General features: G+C 51.9%; 14 protein-coding genes. 13 read left to right on the top strand and 1 reads right to left on the bottom strand.

The window, feature by feature from the left end:
• Positions 1–2: 2 nt before the first annotated feature.
• The 3 genes from aspS to ABID13_RS21160 all read left to right on the top strand — a co-directional run bounded on the left by aspS (position 3) and on the right by ABID13_RS21160 (position 4,336).
• Positions 3–1,805, top strand: coding sequence for an aspartate--tRNA ligase (aspS, locus tag ABID13_RS21150; RefSeq protein ID WP_007862204.1), 1,803 nt, complete (start codon positions 3–5; stop codon positions 1,803–1,805).
• Between the two features lie 328 nt (positions 1,806–2,133).
• A complete protein-coding gene (locus ABID13_RS21155) occupies positions 2,134–3,048 on the top strand; it encodes a hypothetical protein (protein WP_007862203.1) in 915 nt (304 codons plus the stop codon).
• A 109-nt stretch (positions 3,049–3,157) separates the two neighbouring features.
• Entirely contained in the window at positions 3,158–4,336 is a 1,179-nt protein-coding gene (locus tag ABID13_RS21160) for a winged helix DNA-binding domain-containing protein (RefSeq protein WP_048929267.1), read from the top strand.
• A gap of 166 nt (positions 4,337–4,502) precedes the next feature.
• Here ABID13_RS21160 and ABID13_RS21165 read toward each other — a convergent pair whose 3' ends face one another.
• A complete protein-coding gene (locus ABID13_RS21165) occupies positions 4,503–6,497 on the bottom strand; it encodes a sigma 54-interacting transcriptional regulator (protein ID WP_048929151.1) in 1,995 nt (664 codons plus the stop codon).
• A 249-nt stretch (positions 6,498–6,746) separates the two neighbouring features.
• Between ABID13_RS21165 and ABID13_RS21170 the strand changes: the two genes are divergently transcribed.
• From ABID13_RS21170 to ABID13_RS21215, 10 genes are all read left to right on the top strand, one after another.
• On the top strand, positions 6,747–8,396 hold the full coding sequence (locus tag ABID13_RS21170; RefSeq protein WP_007862184.1) for an ABC transporter substrate-binding protein: 1,650 nt from the start codon (positions 6,747–6,749) through the stop codon (positions 8,394–8,396).
• 134 nt (positions 8,397–8,530) lie between these two features.
• Entirely contained in the window at positions 8,531–9,496 is a 966-nt protein-coding gene (locus ABID13_RS21175) for an ABC transporter permease (RefSeq protein ID WP_007862183.1), read from the top strand.
• 4 nt (positions 9,497–9,500) lie between these two features.
• Positions 9,501–10,409, top strand: a complete 909-nt coding sequence (locus tag ABID13_RS21180; protein ID WP_007862182.1) for an ABC transporter permease — start codon at positions 9,501–9,503, stop codon at positions 10,407–10,409.
• 14 nt (positions 10,410–10,423) lie between these two features.
• Positions 10,424–11,428 (top strand): ABC transporter ATP-binding protein, encoded by a 1,005-nt coding sequence (locus ABID13_RS21185; protein ID WP_007862181.1) that lies wholly within the window; start codon positions 10,424–10,426, stop codon positions 11,426–11,428.
• Positions 11,428–12,423 carry an ABC transporter ATP-binding protein gene (locus ABID13_RS21190; protein WP_048929150.1) on the top strand — a complete coding sequence of 332 codons (996 nt, stop codon included), beginning with the start codon at positions 11,428–11,430 and terminating at the stop codon, positions 12,421–12,423. The genes ABID13_RS21185 and ABID13_RS21190 overlap by 1 nt, the downstream gene beginning before the upstream one ends.
• Before the next feature lie 67 nt (positions 12,424–12,490).
• A complete protein-coding gene (locus ABID13_RS21195; protein WP_048929149.1) occupies positions 12,491–13,696 on the top strand; it encodes an amidohydrolase in 1,206 nt (401 codons plus the stop codon).
• 23 nt (positions 13,697–13,719) lie between these two features.
• The gene (gene iadA, locus ABID13_RS21200; RefSeq protein ID WP_048929148.1) at positions 13,720–14,892 is read left to right on the top strand and encodes a beta-aspartyl-peptidase; all 1,173 of its coding nucleotides are present in this window, start codon (positions 13,720–13,722) and stop codon (positions 14,890–14,892) included.
• Complete coding sequence (locus ABID13_RS21205; RefSeq protein ID WP_045091379.1) at positions 14,876–16,033, top strand: M42 family metallopeptidase; 1,158 nt, start codon at positions 14,876–14,878, stop codon at positions 16,031–16,033. Before iadA ends, ABID13_RS21205 begins: the two co-directional genes overlap by 17 nt.
• A 107-nt stretch (positions 16,034–16,140) precedes the next feature.
• Positions 16,141–16,956, top strand: coding sequence for a MerR family transcriptional regulator (locus ABID13_RS21210; RefSeq protein WP_007862176.1), 816 nt, complete (start codon positions 16,141–16,143; stop codon positions 16,954–16,956).
• Positions 16,957–17,065: 109 nt separating this feature from the next.
• Positions 17,066–17,542, top strand: coding sequence for an SAM-dependent methyltransferase (locus ABID13_RS21215; RefSeq protein WP_007862172.1), 477 nt, complete (start codon positions 17,066–17,068; stop codon positions 17,540–17,542).
• Positions 17,543–17,723: the final 181 nt, after the last annotated feature.

The raw sequence follows: 17,723 nt of genomic DNA on the forward strand, positions 1-17,723 counted from the left end.
TTATGGCAGAATCAATGATTGGGCTTAAGCGGTCCCACAGATGTACAGAAGTAACAACCGCTAATATCGGTCGGGAAGTGACCGTAATGGGATGGGTACAGAAAAGCAGGAACAAGGGCGGAATCATTTTCGTGGACTTACGGGACCGCTCCGGCATCCTGCAGATCATATTTGAAGAGAGCGATTGCGGTCCTGAGAACTTTGCAAAGGCTGAGAAGCTGAGAAGTGAGTTTGTCATTGCAGTGACAGGCCGTGTGGAAGCGCGTTCCGGTGCTGTGAATGAGAACCTGGCCACAGGCGCCATTGAAGTCAGGGCACAGTCCATGAGGGTGCTGGCGGAGTCTGAGACACCGCCGTTTCCCATTGAGGAGAATTCCAAGACCAAGGAAGAACTTCGCCTTAAGTACCGTTTCCTTGATCTGAGAAGGCCTGATATCCAGAGAAACCTGATTACACGAAGCAGGGTTGCCACCCTTACAAGGGCATTCCTTGCAGAGGAAGGATTCCTTGAGATAGAGACTCCCACCCTGATCAAGAGTACACCTGAAGGCGCACGTGACTATCTGGTGCCAAGCCGTGTACATCCCGGTTCCTTTTATGCGCTTCCCCAGTCACCCCAGCTCTTTAAGCAGCTCCTTATGTGCTCCGGCTATGACCGGTATTTCCAGCTGGCTCGCTGCTACAGGGACGAGGATCTAAGGGCTGACCGTCAGCCCGAGTTTACACAGATCGATATGGAGCTGTCCTTTGTGGATGTGGATGATGTTCTGGAGGTGAATGAGCGTCTTCTTAAAAAGCTGTTTAAGGAAATCTGTGATTTTGATGTACAGCTTCCCATCCAGCGTATGACATGGCAGGAAGCCATGGACCGTTTTGGCTCTGATAAGCCTGACCTGCGTTTTGGAATGGAGCTTAAGAATGTATCTGATGTGGTAAAGGACTGCGAGTTTGTTGTGTTTAAGGGCGCCCTGGAGAACGGCGGCACTGTGCGCGGCATCAATGCACAGGGACAGGGACATATGCCCAGGAAAAAGATCGATGCCCTGGTTGAATACGCCAAGGGCTTTGGAGCCAAGGGCCTTGCCTATGTGGCGATCGCAGAGGACGGTACCTTTAAGTCATCCTTTGCAAAGTTCATGAAGGAAGACGAGATGAATGCCCTGATCGCTGCCATGGGCGGACAGCCGGGAGATCTGTTACTGTTTGCTGCTGACAGGAATAAGGTGGTATATGACGTACTCGGTAACCTGCGTCTGGAATTGGCCAGGCAGCTGGATCTTCTTAAGAAGGATGATTTCAAATTCCTTTGGGTAACGGAGTTTCCGCTGCTTGAATACTCGGAAGAGGAAGACCGCTATGTAGCCATGCATCATCCATTTACCATGCCCATGGATGAGGACCTGCAGTATATTGATACAGATCCGGGCCGTGTGCGGGCAAAAGCGTATGATATTGTGCTTAACGGCGTTGAGTTGGGCGGAGGTTCCGTACGTATCCACCAGGCGGATATCCAGTCCAAGATGTTTGAAGTACTGGGATTTTCACCGGAACGCGCACAGGAGCAGTTCGGCTTCCTGTTAAGCGCATTTAAGTACGGCGTACCGCCCCACGCAGGTCTGGCATACGGACTGGACCGGGTGGTCATGCTGATGGTTGGCTCGGACAGCATCCGTGACGTAATTGCTTTCCCGAAGGTAAAGGATGCCTCCTGCCTGATGACGGAAGCTCCTGCTCCTGTGGATGGAAAGCAGCTGGAAGAGTTGGGAATCGAGATTGCGGCAGAGGAAGCAGTAGTTGAATCATAAAAAAGAAAATGGGAGCGGATGGTTATCCGCTCTCATTTTAGTCTTGCCCAACCCGGGGAACCATGTTATATTAAGTAGACCAGTCTGTGGCGTGCCGTAAGAGCTTATCTCTCATTGCTGCAAATCATTTGATCATTCTAATCTAAGGTGCGCAGTGCGCATATTCTGCCCATTGAATCGGGCGAAGGATCCATTTACTATGAACATATCATACTCTTACCCGCTTGGGTAGGAACAAAGGAAAAGGCAAAGGCGCTATTGTCTGGTTTACTTAAAAACGATATAATGGGGATAGGTTCTTATATGGCTTGCCGGAACAGGAGGCTGTATGGGAAAAGAAGGCCTGCCAAGGCAGGGGGAGGACAAAAGGGTCAGCCAGCTGGAGGACCGGGTACTGAAAACCGCCGCCCAGTTTTTCGGGGAGGATCTGCTGCCCTATGTGGGTGTAAAGGGCATGATTGACCGGGTGGCGCCCACAGAACATATCCATCTGGAGATGCGCAGGCTGGAGGAAGACTTTAACTTTATCATGAAAGACGGCTCATGGAGACACCTGGAATTTGAGAGCGACAGCATCACCCAGCGGGATTTAAGACGGTTTCGGGAATACGAGGCATTTATCGGTATGGTTTACAATGTTCCGGTGGTAACTACCGTGCTGTGTACCTCCAATGTAAAGATACTCAAGGGGGAACTGGTTAACGGGAACAGTATATACCGGGTTGAGCTGGTGCGTTTGAAGGACCGTAATGCGGAAAACGTTTTTGAGAAGCTGGAGCGCAAGATGAAAAAGGGAAAACAATTGAAGCGTTATGATGTATTTCCAGTTCTCCTGTCACCTTTGATGTCAGGGGAGATGGCGATGAGCGAGCGCATCTGCCAGGGCATGGACATACTCCAGCGCGGGGAATTGGATATTAGGAAAGGCGAGATCAAACGGATGCAGTCTGTTTTGTATGCGTTGGCGGTCAAGTTCTTAAAAAGGGAAGAACTAGAAAAAGTAAAGGAGAGGATCGGAATGACGATATTGGGACAGATGCTTTGGGAAGAAGGCATGGAAACCGGGCTGGAAAAGGGAATGGCAAAAGGAATGGCAAAAGGCATTCAGGCACTGATCCTGGACAACATGGAGGAAGGTATTCCAAGAGGACGGATTATAGAAAAACTGTGCCGTAGATTTTCGCTGAGCGAAGATGTGGCCATTGCCTACTATGAAAAATATGCAGCCCATGATAATCGGTAGAGTAACATGGTGCGGAGAGAATATGGTACAAGGAAGACATTGTACAAATAACACATGATCCGGTGAGGATATGATCCGGAACAGGCATATTACAGAAAGGACATATTACATGGAAGAGCCAGGCATTGAACGGATAAGGAGCTTCAGGCTCCGCTCCCACCATCTGGATGCAGTATACCGGAAGTCTGATATAGGGGAGGCCATAGGCGCATGTGGGATGCAGAACACCCCGCCCGGCGCATGGGAGGCAGCCCTGTACAACCGTGTTCCCGATTGCACTTTGGGGGAGATGGAGCAATTGCTGTATGGGGATAAGACGCTCTTGCAGGCATGGAGCTTAAGGGGAGCGCCTGTTGTATTTCCGACCGCGGAAAGTGATGTGTTTTTGTCTGCTCTTATTCCCAGAGGAGAAGAGCCGTGGATCTATACACAGGGGATCACATTGGCCCTTGATTTTTTGGAGATGGAGATGGGTGATCTGTCAGATATGTTATTGCAGGTCATGCCGCAGCTGGATGACCAGGTTATTGTCAGCAAAAATGCGCTGGATGAGACCATTGCCCAGTGGATGGCGCCGCTGCTGCCTTCCTCAAAGCGCGGTCTGTGGAATCGGCCATCCATGTACGGCAGCCCGGATAAGCAGACTGTGGGCGGCGCTGTGGTATCCTTTCTGCTTCGCCCCTGTGCCTTCAGGGGGTTGGTGGTGTTTGGGGAACGGAGCGGCATCAGCCCTGCATTTACCTCCTATAAAAACTGGACAGGGCATACCTTAAAGGCGGATGAGGAATCTGAAAAAAAGCTGGTGAGGAAATACCTGCACTGCTATGGACCTGCAACAATTGATATGTTCGTAACCTGGCTGGGGTGTTCCCGTTCCCAGGGGCGGCGTATGTGGGAATCTGTTTCAGGGGAAATGGAGCCGGTCGGGGTGTTGGGGAAAGAGGCATTTATTTTATCTGAGGACAAAGAGCAGCTTTTTGCCGATGCGGTCTTTTCAAGGGAACTTTTATTTCTTGGCGCCCATGACCCCTTCCTGGACCAGCGCGACCGGATGATCCTGCAGCCCGACCAGTCCCTGCACAGACAGATATGGAAACTTGTCACCAATCCGGGTGCTGTCATATTCCGCGGAGAGATCATCGGCGTTTGGACATCTAAAAAGAAAGGTAAGGGGATGGAGATAAAACTATCCCTTTGGGAAGATTGTCATGAGATGCAGAAACTTCGCAATCTGGCAGAGGAATACGCTGGATTCCGCCAACAGGAATTGGTCAGACTGGAAGGATAGGGCAGCAGGGTCCAGTTGTTTGGAGAGTTTAAGATCCGGCATATCCGACATGTGGATGACTGCTATTATGCAGGAGAAAAACATAATAGCAAATATTATTACATAATAGCAAAGAGCCAGGGGCAAAGAACGCGGGTGAATCGGTGTCCCGGGAAAACGGACCAGATCACCGGCTCATCAAAATCCCCAGCTCCGTAGCCTCGCACCCGCCCCTGGTACGGTGTACCTTGATGCATCCGTCCTCAGCCAGGCGCTTGAGCACGGTGCGGATCTTTCCCTCCGACAGAGTGATGCCCATTTGAAGCAGCTGTTCCTGGATGGAGGCGCGGCCGATGCGGGGACTCATTATGATCAGTGAAAGGATATGCTTTTCCGTCACATCCAGGGAGGTCTGGCGGCTGAGGATCTGGTTCAGGATGTAGCCGGGCAGGTCGCTTAGGGGAATCCGTTCACGCTGGTATATGCAGGAAAAGTAGTTGCACAGGTTGTTCATTTCCTGGGCATTGCCGGGCCAGTCGTATTGCTTTAAAAATGTAATAAGATGTTCTGTGAGGACCCCTTCCATAAAGATCGTGGGGTCCTTAAATGCGTCTTTGAGCAGGCTGTTTAAAAGCAGGGGAATATCATCCCTGCGCTGCCGGATGGGGACTGTGTTCAGGGAAAATGTGTTCAGCAGGAAAAACAGGTCATCCAGAAAACGGCCCTCCAGCACCAGGCCGTACAGGTCCTTGGTGGTGGTCGCGATGATCCTCACATCCAGGGTCATGGGTTCTGAACTGCCTATGGGCATATAATATCCGTTCTGAAGCACGTTAAGAAGGAGCTGCTGTGTCTGGGGCGCGGTGTGATGGATGCCGTTTATTAAAAGGGTGCCTCCTGAGGCGGCCCTGAATGCGCCCAGACGGCGGTGGGTTCCCAGGGAGGCATTTTCCTCAGTGCCCAAAAGCTCCGCCTCAATGCCGGATGGATTCAGGGAGGAAAAGTTTAAGGAAACAAAGGGGCCATCGTGGCGTCTGGAATTGCGGTGGATGGCCTGGGCCAGCATTGCCTTTTCCGTGCCGCTTTCCCCCTGGATGATCACCGGAAAGTCGTTCAGGGATATCCTGCGGGCCGTGTCCAGCAGATGGGTCTGGGTGGGATTCCTTGTGATCATATTGTTAAAGTCATACAGGTTCCTGGTGCGGAAAGGAAAGGTGGACCCGGAAGGCCGGATACCTGCTGCCTGGTCTTCGCACTCAGTGGCATGGAGCAGGTAGATCTCCGATTTGGGGTTCAGGCTGAATCTCTGGAACCACAGGCGCACCGGGCCGTGTCCCGGCTGCCCGATGATGGTTTCCCTTGTTTTGGGAAAATCGTATTCAATGCCATAGGAAGCTAAAAGGGCATGGAAATCCCTTCCCACCAGGTTTTTTTCCTTAAAGCCTGTGAGCTTGCGAAATGGATGGTTGGCCATCTTGATCATACCGTTTTCATCCAGCAGGCAGAAGCCTTCGGATACATTATCCAGAACCACCTGTGTGATCTGCTTCATGTCCAGTGCATGGCTCAGCTGCTGGTTGGACAGCTTAAGGACCTGTACGATATGGCTTATGTAATTCCTGGTCACCTCGTCCGCCAGGCTGATGGGAAGGTGGAACCATGCAATGATCTCGTTGATAGTGGAAATGTCCACCACCCGGTTGCCCATATCGATCACCGTTGAAAGAGTGGATGGGACCAGGTGGAGTTCTCCGGGGGTGACGCCGTAGTGGATATCCGGGTCCGGATCCGTGCAACCCGGAAACCAGGGCAGGAAATGATATTGGGAAAAACCGTATTCCTGGAGCTGGAGGATGACTTCATTGGCGTTTTCCTCCGTGTCATTGACCAGGTATACGGAGGAGCCCGGCGGTATCTGAAGGATCTTATGGAGGTAGGTGTGGTTAAAGGTGCGCATGCAGACCATCTGGTATACCTGTTCAGGCAGGGGGTATAAAAGATTATCCTTTACGTTCTCCGTGGTGAGAAGGATGCAGTCGGCACTTTCCATGAGCTCAGGGGTGGCGTCCGCGCCTCTGGCTGCCTGTATGGTGAGGTATTGGTTAAAGATTGAGGACAGATAGGATGCAATTCCGATTTTTGCAACCGGGTTGTTTGTTAAGACCAATAATTTCTTTTTCATTGTAAAAACCTCCCGTAATTAGGTTTATTATATCCTGAAAAAACATTTAAAACAACCTAAAGCATTTAGAAAACAAAAAATGGATCACATTAGGGGTGTTTTTGTCCCGGTTTATTTGACATTGATAAATTAAATCAATAAAATTTAAGAAAAGCAATGGCGCTTTTTTCGTACCGGGTGCGCCCTTGCTTTTTCTTTATCATTGTGTAAAGAAAGGGCAGTTATCAGAACAGAAGGAGGAGTATAAGAATGAAAAAAAGAACATTATCTTTATTTGTTGCAGTATCCATTGCAGCGGGATGTCTTGCCGGCTGCGGCGGAGGTTCCCAGACCACTGCTACCACGGCAGGAGGAACGTCTGAAACCCAGGCCACACAGGGAGGGCAGTCAGGGGAAGCTGCTTCAGACAGTGCTTCGGGAAAGGACAGCCTGGTGATCGCCATGGCTTCAGATATCCTTTCCATGGACCCGTTTAAATATGATGAAGGTCCTACAAACCAGGTAATGGCCCATATTTATGAGGCCATGGTATTGCAGGGTTCAGATATGCAGTTTGAGCCAGGTCTGGCAGAGAGCTGGGAAACTTCCGAGGATGGTCTGGTATGGACCTTCCATCTGAGAGAGGGCGTTAAGTTCCATGACGGTGAGGTAATGGATTCAGGTGATGTTCTGGCCTCCATCAATGTGGCCAAGGATCCGGATTCACCTTCTGCTTTCAGCAGCTACACCAGCACCTTTGAGAAGATAGAGGCCCCGGATGCCAACACGATTAAGATCACGACCAAGACACCGAATCCTTTGATGCTCTTTAACGTGGCTCAGATCTATGTGTTAAAGCAGGAGAATGTGGAGGGCAAGACAGAGGAGGAGATCTCCGATGTGGTGATTGGTACCGGCCGCTATAAGTTTGTGGAGCAGGTAAAGGAAGACCATCTGGACATGACTGCCAATGAGGATTACTGGGGTGAAGTGCCGTCCATTAAGAATGTACGCTTCCGCCCCATCACAAACGAGGCAACCAGGACAGCTACCATGCTCACAGGGGAAGTGGACTTCACCATTGATATCTCCCCGCGTGACATTGACAGGCTGGAGAACACCGAGGGCATCAGTATATTAAAACAGCAGGGCACCAGGGAAATCTATCTGAACCTGGACAGCCGGGAGGATTCCCCACTGTTCCCGGGACAGAAGAACCCCATGGCGGATCCTAAGGTAAGACAGGCAATGTACCTTGCCATTGACGAAGCCACCATTATCAAGAACATCATGAACGGCTGCGCATTTGAGATGAATTCCATTATCCCGGAAGGATATGTTGGATATGCTCCTGTGGAACGTGAGGGTTATGATCCTGAGAAGGCAAAACAGCTCCTTGCAGAGGCAGGTTATCCGGATGGATTTGAGGTGACCCTTGACGCTCCCAATGACCGCTATATGAATGATGGGCAGATCGCACAGGCAGTTGCTGGCTTTCTTGAGAAAGTGGGGATCAAGGTAAACCTGAACCTGATGCCAAAGGCCAACTTCTTCACCTATATCAAACCGGCTGAGAACAAGTCCATGCTGCTGATGACAGGCTGGTCCGATGCTTCCGGCGATGGCCTTTCCCTGCTTCACGACATGCTCCAGACCTTTAACAGGGAGAACGGTGACGGAACTGTAAACAGAGGCCACTACTCCAACGCAGAGGTGGATGCCCTGATCAAAGAGGCATACACGGAGATGGATGACACCAAGAGAGGGGAACTGGTTGCCAAGGCAGAGAAGATCGCCAGGGATGACTATGCATACATCCCGCTGCATTTTGAGCAGGATACATACGCGATCAAGGATACTCTTGACTATACTCCAAGAATGAACAAATACGTTCTGGCTTGGGAATTCTCATACAAATAAGGCGTAATACGCCTGATATAGGGCGGAATTATGCCTGCCAAAGGGACTGCTGCAAAACAGGGAGAGGAATACCTTTGCGGCAGTTCCCTTTTTTACAATCCGGCAAGGTATAGCTAAGAACGAGGTGAAACAGAGTGTTAAAATATATAGTAAAACGATTTGTACAGATGATAGTGGTTCTGTTTGTGGTTTCCATACTGGTATTCATGCTGACCAATTTTATCGGCGACCCCGTGGATATGCTGGTGCCTGAAAATGCAACTATGGAACAGGTTGAGTCGGCCCGTGCCAGGCTGGGGCTTGACAAGCCTCTTCCTGTGCAGTACGCCATTTTCCTAAAAGATGTGCTTCATGGAAACTTCGGTAAGTCCTATACCTACGGCAAACCTGCCATGGGTCTTATCCTGGAGCGTATGCCCGCAACCATGGAGCTGGTTGCCATAGCAGCCCTTTTAGTGCTTGTGATCGCGATTCCTCTGGGCGTTTACGCGGGAGCGTATCCAAAGAGGGCCAGCAGCAAGATCATCATGTCCGGTTCCATACTGGGCATTTCCCTTCCATCCTTCTGGGTGGGTATGATGATGATCTACATATTTGCGGTCACCCTGGGCAAGCTGCCTGCTTCGGGCAGGGGCGGTACGGTGGATGTGCTGGGGGTGAACTTAAGTATTTTTGCCCCGGGCGGGATCAGGTTCATTATCCTCCCGGCCATTACCCTGGCCATCACCAATGTGGCCACCACCCTGCGCCTTACCAGATCCGGCATTCTGGAGAACATGCGCCAGGACTACATTAAATTTGCAAGGGCCAAGGGCGTGTCGTCCAGAACACTGCTTTTTGGGCATGCCTTAAAGAATGCCCTGATCCCGGTGGTTACCATATTTGGTATGGATCTGGGGAATATGATTGCTTTTACAACCATCACGGAAACCATTTTCGCATGGCCCGGCATGGGAAAGCTGCTCATTGACGCCATCAACAAATCAGACAGGCCTATTATCGTGGCCTATCTCATGGCCGCAGCCTGTATGTTTGTGGTATTAAACTTTGTAGTGGATCTGTTGTATACATTGATCGATCCCAGAATTGAATTGAGGTGATGACATGGAAAACGAAGTACGCGCAGAAAAGACAGGCTGGTGGAAAAGCTTTTTAAGTTCAGAGTTTTTCTTCCATTATAAACACAATATTCCTGCCATCATCGGCAGTATTCTGGTTCTGATCGCCATCCTCACAGCCGTGGTGGGACGGTTCCTGGCGCCTCAGAATCCATATGACCTGACACAGATCAATTTGTCCGATTCCTACCTGCCGCCTTTTTGGCTGGACGGGGGAAAGATGTCCTTCCTGCTGGGAACAGATGAACAGGGAAGGGATATCCTCAGCGCCATCATTTACGGAAGTGCAAGCTCTATTATGATCGGTCTGGTGGGCATGGCTGCTTCCTGCTGTATCGGTACTACCCTGGGACTGATCGCAGGTTATTTTGGTGGAAAAGTGGATGCCGTGATCATGAGGATCGCGGATATCCAGCTGTCCTTCCCCTCCATGTTAATCGCCCTCTTTATCATGTCCGTGTTCGGCAGGGGCGTGGGCAAGCTTTTGATTGCCCTCACCATGGTGGGATGGGTGACTTATGCCAGAACGGTCCGGGGTGAGACATTGTCCGTAAAAAAGATGGAGTACGTGGAAGCGGCCAGGACCATCGGCCTTCCGGGCCGCATCATCATCATAAAACACGTGCTGCCCAATGTGGTCAATTCCATTATCGTCCTTGCCACCATTCAGATTGGTAACTTTATCCTGACAGAGGCGACCTTAAGCTTTCTTGGCGTAGGCGTGCCCATTACCCAGCCATCCCTGGGACTGCTGGTTAAGACAGGATTTGACGTGCTCTTCTCAGGGCTGTGGTGGGCTTCCGTATTTCCGGGCCTTTACATCATGCTCATCGTGTTCGGCATCAATCTGCTGGGGGATTTCCTAAGAGATGAGTTGAACCCCAATCTGAAATAAGCGAGGTGGCTGTAATGGAAAATAAAATATTACTGGATATAAAAGGCCTGAAAACCTACTTCCATACATTTAAGGGAGTGGTCAAGGCCGTGGATGATGTGAGTTTTACCCTGAGGGAGGGGGAAATCCTGGGAATCGTAGGTGAATCCGGAAGCGGTAAATCCGTCACCAGTTTTTCCATCCTGAAGCTGGTGGAGGAACCGGGCGTGGTCAAGGCGGACCATATCATGTTCGGTGACAAGGATCTAAGCCATGCCAGTGAGCGTGACATGACAAAGATCAGGGGCAAGGATATTTCCATGGTGTTCCAGGATCCCATGACGTCCTTAAACCCCCTGTATACCATTCAGAGGCAGATGGAGGAGGTTCTGATCCTTCATGAACCCCAGATGAATGCGGCCCAGCGCAGGGCCAGGTGCCTGGAACTGTTGTCCTCAGTGGGCATACCCAATCCTGAGGAGCGGTTAAAGGAATATCCCAACCAGTTCTCAGGCGGTATGAGGCAGAGGGTTATCATTGCCATTGCCCTGGCCACCAATCCCAAGCTGCTGATCGCGGATGAGCCCACCACGGCCCTGGATGTTACCATTCAGGAACAGATCTTGAAGCTGATGAGAAAGCTTGTAAAGGAGCACAATACTGCTTTGATCCTGATCACCCATGATCTGGCAGTGGTGTCCCAGATGGTGGACAGGATCAATGTCATGTACTGCGGCAAGCTGGTGGAGACAGGAACCACACAGGATATTATTTCTTATAACGCCCACCCCTACACCGAGGGACTGTTAAATTCCATTCCCAAACTGTGGGAGGACAGGGACCGTCTGGATTATATCCCGGGCATGGTGCCCAATATGTTTGAACTGCCGGAAGGGTGCTATTTTGCTCCCAGGTGCAAATACTGCCAGGAAATCTGCCTGCATAAACAACCGGAGATGAAGCGGGTCGGCCCGGACCATATGGCTGCCTGTCATTTTCCACTGGTAAAAGATAAAACAGGGAAAGAGGAGGGGAAATGATGGCGCCATTGATTGAAGTAAAAGATTTAAGCCAGGAGTTTCATCTGACAAAAGGCCTTCTTCAGTCCCTCAGGGTTGAAAAGGGAAAGATCATAAAAGAGGACAAGGTGGTCCACGCGGTAAACAAGGTGAACTTCCAGATTGAAAAGGGCGAGGTGTTCAGCCTGGTGGGGGAGAGCGGATGCGGCAAATCCACCACTGCCAGGACCATCATCCGCCTTCTGGAACCCTCAGGGGGCCAGGTGCTGTACAAGGGTGAGGATATCAGCCATCTGAGCCCCAGGGAGCTTCTCCCATACAGAAAAAGCATGCAGATGATCTTCCAGGATCCCTATGCCTCGCTGAACCCAAGGCAGAGGGTAGAGGATATTATTATGGAACCCATGTTGTTCCACGGGGTTGCAAAAGACAAGAGTGATGCCAGGGAGCAGTGCATGAACATCCTGAACCGGGTGGGGCTCCGCCCTGAACAGGCCGGCAGATACCCCCATCAGTTTTCCGGCGGCCAGAGACAGCGCATTGGAATTGCCAGGGCGCTGGCTGTTAAGCCGGAGTTTATTATTGCGGATGAACCGGTATCTGCCCTGGATGTATCCATCCAGGCCCAGATCCTTAACCTTCTCATGGACCTGAAGGATGAGTTCCATTTCTCATGTCTGTTCATTGCCCATGACCTTTCCGTGGTGCGCCACATCAGCGACCGTCTGGGCGTTATGTACCTGGGCGCCCTGGTGGAAGTGGGGAATAAGCAGACCTTGTTCCAGAACCCGCTGCATCCCTATACAAAGGTGTTGTTCTCAGCGGTTCCCACCGTTGGGGAGAAACCATTGGTGGAGCATATTGACGCCACCGGAGAGATTCCCAGCCCTGTAAACCTGCCCAAAGGGTGCTTTTTCTGCGAACGCTGCCCCTATGCCACAGAGCGGTGCCGCAGGGAACACCCGGAACTCAGGGAAATCGAACCCGGGCATCAGGCCGCCTGCCATATACTGTGACGGGTCATGTACCGTGGCGGACTATTTGACGCGGCTGAAAATAGAGACAGGAAAAGAGGAAAATAAAATGTTATCCAGGGAAAAACAGGAGATCGCGGATCGGATCCATGGGCTGGAGGAAGGCCTGATCGGACTTTCCCATGAGATCCACAGGCATCCGGAGATCGGATTTCAGGAATATAAGGCAGTGGACGCCATAGAGACGTATTTGAAAACACAGGGAGTGGAAATAGAGCGAAACTATTGTGAAATCCCTACCTCCTTCCGTGCAGTGAAAAAAGGCAGGGGAAAGGGACCGGTGGTGGCATTCCTGGCTGAATATGACGCCCTCAGGGGTGTGGGCCATGGGTGCGGCCACAACGTCATAGCCGCCTGCGCGGTAGGAGCATTTCTGGGCATGGCGTCCAAGATGGATCAGTATGACGGTGAGATCTGGCTTTTAGGCACACCGGCGGAGGAAGGCGGAGCCGGGAAGGTGCTGATGCTGGAACGGGGCGGATTTGACGGGGTGGAGTTTGCCCTGATGATGCATCCCACAGGAGGCGGTGTGGAGCGCAACTATATTAACCGGGGAGGAAGGGCCTCGGGCTCCATTACGGTTTCCTTTCGCGGAAAGTCGGCCCACTCCTCTGTTCCATCCGCGGGTATCAATGCTCTGAGCGCGGCTATCAGTGTGTTTAACCAGATCGATATGATCCGCCCCACCTTTGGAGTGCAGGACAATGTAAACGGCGTGATACTGGAAGGCGGGACAGCGGGAAATATTATTCCGGAGTTTTCCAAGTGTGAGTTCTGCATCCGGGCCGAGACCATGAAAAGGGCTGATGAGCTGATCGGCATGATCAAGGGATGCATCAGGCGGGCGCAGGACCTGACCGGCGCTGCGGCTGAAATCGAGACAGAACCCATTTACGCGGAGCGTTATCCATGTCTGCCGTTGTGCAAGGCGTTTAAGGAAAACATGGGAGAGCTGGGGATCAGCATGTGCTACCCGAAACCGGGAGAGCTGTTCGGATCCTCGGATATAGGCAATGTATCCATACGTATCCCTGCTATCCATGACTATCTGTCCATTACGGACGATGCATCCATTGAAGCCCATTCCACTGAATATGCAAGGGTTGCAGCGGAGCCAAGAGCAGATGAGATCTGCATCCTGGGCGCCGAAGGTCTGGCCATGACTGCGTTTGATATCCTGACGGATGGGAAACTTAGGGAAGAGAGCATCGCGTATCATAAAGAAATTGTCCCTGCTTTTTATGGAAAAGAATAGAGGATACTTGAAGGAGAGGAATCATGATAATATTTAGACAGGCCGATGTGTACAGCCCCGGATACATGGGAGTAAATGATGTACTGGTGTGCGGCGGCCGCATAGAGGCGGTGGGTGACCATCTGGAAGGGGGCAGCGGCTGCAGCGAGATCGATGCCAGGGGATATTTTCTGACACCAGGTCTGATCGACCAGCATGAGCATATCATTGGCGGAGGCGGTGAGGGAAGTTTCCATACCAGGACGCCGGAGGTGCAGCTGTCCGCGCTGATCCGGGCGGGCATCACCACGGTCCTGGGACTTTTGGGAACAGATGATATGACCAGGAGCATTGAGAGCCTGGTTGCAAAGGCCAAGGGGTTAAAGGAGGAGGGAGTTACGGCGTTTGCCCTGTGCGGAGCCTATGGTTATCCCTCCCCCACGATCACTGGCAGTGTGAAAAAGGATATTGTGTTTGTGGACGAGATCCTTGGCCTGAAGCTGGCGCTCTCTGACCACAGGGCGCCTAATATTTCCACAGAGGAGCTGATCCGTCTTGCCAGCGATGTGCGCACCGCGGGAATGATCAGCGGGAAACCTGGATTTATTGTACTTCACATGGGCGATGGGGAGCGCCGCCTGGACCAGGTGTTTGAGGCCCTGGAGCGGACGGATATACCGGTGAAGACATTCCATCCCACCCATATGTCCAGGACGCCTGAGCTTTTGCAGTCCGGATTCAGACTGGCAAAAATGGGCGGATACATAGACATAACCTGCGAGGGCGGAGAACGGATACAGGACGGCCGGCTGGGCACGGGACGGGTGATGGGGATCCTTAAGGAGGCCAGGAGCCAGGAGGTTCCCATGGACCGCATCACCTTCAGTTCGGACGGCCAGGGCAGCTGGTCCAGCTATGACGGATACGGGCATTTGAAGGAGATCGGGGTCACGGATGTGGGAAATATGTACCGGCAGTTGAAGTATCTGGTGATCCAAGGTAAAATGGACTTATCGGAAGCCCTTCCTTTCTTTACATCCAATGTGGCAAAAGCCCTGGAGATGTATCCAAGAAAGGGATGCATTGCCCCGGGGGCGGATGCCGATCTGCTTTTGATCCGTCCGGATATGACCCTGGATACGGTGATGGCCGGCGGTAAGGTCATGATGGCGGAAGGAAACTTAAAGAAGAAGGGGACTTATGAAGCTGAATATTGACATGTTAAGGGACCTGACCGGTGCATTTGGCCCCAGTGGATTTGAAGAGGAAGTTGTGGAAGTGATTGGTAAATACTGCCGGGGTATGAACGTTGCAAACGATGCCATGAACAATGTATATGCCTGGCTGGCGGACCGGGACTCCACGGATCAGGATAACATAAACCTGAATAATACAGGCCGGGTGCCTGCGGACAGGAAAAAACCGGTGATCATGCTGGATGCCCATACGGATGAGTGCGGCTTTATGGTCCAGGGGATCATGGATAATGGTCTGCTGAACATGATCATGCTGGGCGGCATGGACCTGGCCAGTTTGCCCGCCCACACCGTGCTCATACGCACGGAAAGCGGGAAAAAGGTGAGGGGTATCATTACGTCCAGGCCCGTGCACTTTATGACGGAGAAAGAGAAGAATGCGCCCCTGGATATTCAGGAGCTTTATATTGATGTGGGGGCCTCCAGCCGAGCCCAGGTGCAGGAGCAGTACGGAATCCGGGTCGGGGACCCTGCGGCGCCTGAAGTGGGGTTTGAGTACGACCGGGAACATGGGATGTGCTTTGGCAAAGCCTTTGACAACCGTATGGGCTGTGCCTGTATCATCCACACCATGGAGGAGATACGGAAACTGGAACAGGAACCGGCAGTGGACGTGGTAGGGGCCTTTGCGGCCCAGGAGGAAGTGGGCATGAGAGGAGCAGCCGTGACCTCGGCCAGGGTGCAGCCGGATCTGGCCATTGTGTTTGAGGGTTCTCCGGCCGATGACTTTTATTATGGGAAGGAAAAGGCCCAGGGAGTCCTGGGAGCAGGTGTGCAGATCCGGTGCATGGACAAAAGCTATATCACCAATCCGGCCTTTCTCAGGTATGCCCATGAATTGGGGGATACGCTGGGAATACCATACCAGGATACGGTGAGAAGGGGCGGAAGCACCAATGCCGGGAAGATCAGCCTGGCGGGCAGGGCGGTCCCCACACTGGTGCTGGGAATCCCCAGCCGATATGTACACAGCCATTACAATTTCTGCGCAGCAGGGGATGTGCAAGCTGCGGTAAAGATGGCAGTGGAGGTAATCCGCGGCCTGGACAGCCACAGGATCGATCTTTTGATGCGAAAGGATATACTGGGGCGCGGCTTGTAAAGCCGGTGTTTTGCCGGCAGGGCGTTTGGGAATCCGGCCGCTTTTTTGCGGTACAGGGACGGAAGGGATCATGTCGGAAAGGATCATGTTCAGAAGGGATGGATCAAATGTTCAGGATAGGTGAATTCTCAAAGCTCACGCAGGTATCCGTACGTATGCTGCGCTACTATGATCAGGAAGGACTGCTGAAGCCGGAACAGACAGACCCCTTTACGGATTACAGGCTGTATTCCGCGGATCAGATCCCATCCCTGAACCGCATTTTGTTTCTGAGGGATCTTGGGTTTGGCGTTTCCCGTATCAGGGAGGCGCTGGAGCATTGGGATCAGACGTTTATTTTGGATCTGTTGGAGCAAAAACGCCTGGAGACTCAGGATAGGATCAGGGCGGAGCAGACCAGACTCCTTGATATTGAACAGGCTGAGAGGGACCTTTTCAAAAATACCATTTCGGTGAACTACAATGTTTCCATCAAGGCGGTTCCCTGCTGCAGGGTACTCTCCCTTCGCCGGGTGATGCCTGACTACTATGGGGAAGGGATGCTGTGGGAGGAAATGTCACTGTATGCGGGGAAACATGGCATTTCCATATCAGATCACACCTTTACCATCTACCATGACATGGATTACCGGGAGCGGGATGTGGACATGGAAATATGTGCGCCTGTCCCTGAACTGGGGGAGGATGGGGAAGGGTTTACATACCGGATGGTGGAGGCGGTTCCCTATATGGCCGGCATCATGGTCCGCGGTCCCTTTGAGAACATTTCCGGCGCCTACCGCGGGTTTGCGTCATGGATCCAGGAGCACAACCAGTACCGGATGACAGGACAGAGCCGTCAGACCGTCCACCGGGGGCCCTGGAATGAGACGGATCCACAGGATTATCTCACAGAAATCCAGATTCCTCTGGAAAAACGCTGATCATTCTTGACTCTCACATGGTGTCAGGGTATACACTGGCATCACAGGCAAGAATCGTGCACTCTCGGAAACCCCGATCGTGCACAATAAAGATCAGGAGGAATGTGATATGGAGAAATACTATGTTAATCCCATTGGGAGGATCAGGGTCAGGGGGGAGGAGATGTGGATCCAGCTGGATCAGAAGCTGACCGCTGCCCTGAAAGCCCTGGATGGATTCAGCCATCTGAACGTACTCTGGTGGTTCAGCGATTCTGACAATGAGGAGATGCGCAGCGTGCTGGAGACTCCCCAGCCCTACAAGGGCGCGCCGGAGACAATGGGTATCTTTGCAACCCGCTCCCCCATACGCCCCAATCCCATTGCCCTCACCGCAGTGGAGGTGCTTTCTATTGACTATGAGGCAGGTGTGATACGGATCGCATATATTGACGCCAATGACGGTACACCTGTACTTGACATTAAGCCCTATACCCCCAGTCTGGACCGTGTCCAGGACCCGGCTGTGCCCGGATGGTGCGGCAACTGGCCGTCAAGCCTGGAGGAGTCGGGGGAGTTTGACTGGGAGCTGGTATTTAATTTTTAGTATGGATCCAGGTAAAACAGGATAGCCGCATCGTGGGATCATGGGGGTATCGGTTAATACCGACTTTTAACCCCTAACATGATAGAAAGAGACAATCCCAGAGAATTCGGGCCTTTTCTAAGGCAAAATTCTCTACGGGACTGTCTCTTCCTTTTTCTTGCTCCTATTTCAGGGCGCAAAA

The organism is Enterocloster citroniae, from assembly GCF_040545455.1.
GTDB lineage: Bacteria > Bacillota > Clostridia > Lachnospirales > Lachnospiraceae > Enterocloster > Enterocloster citroniae.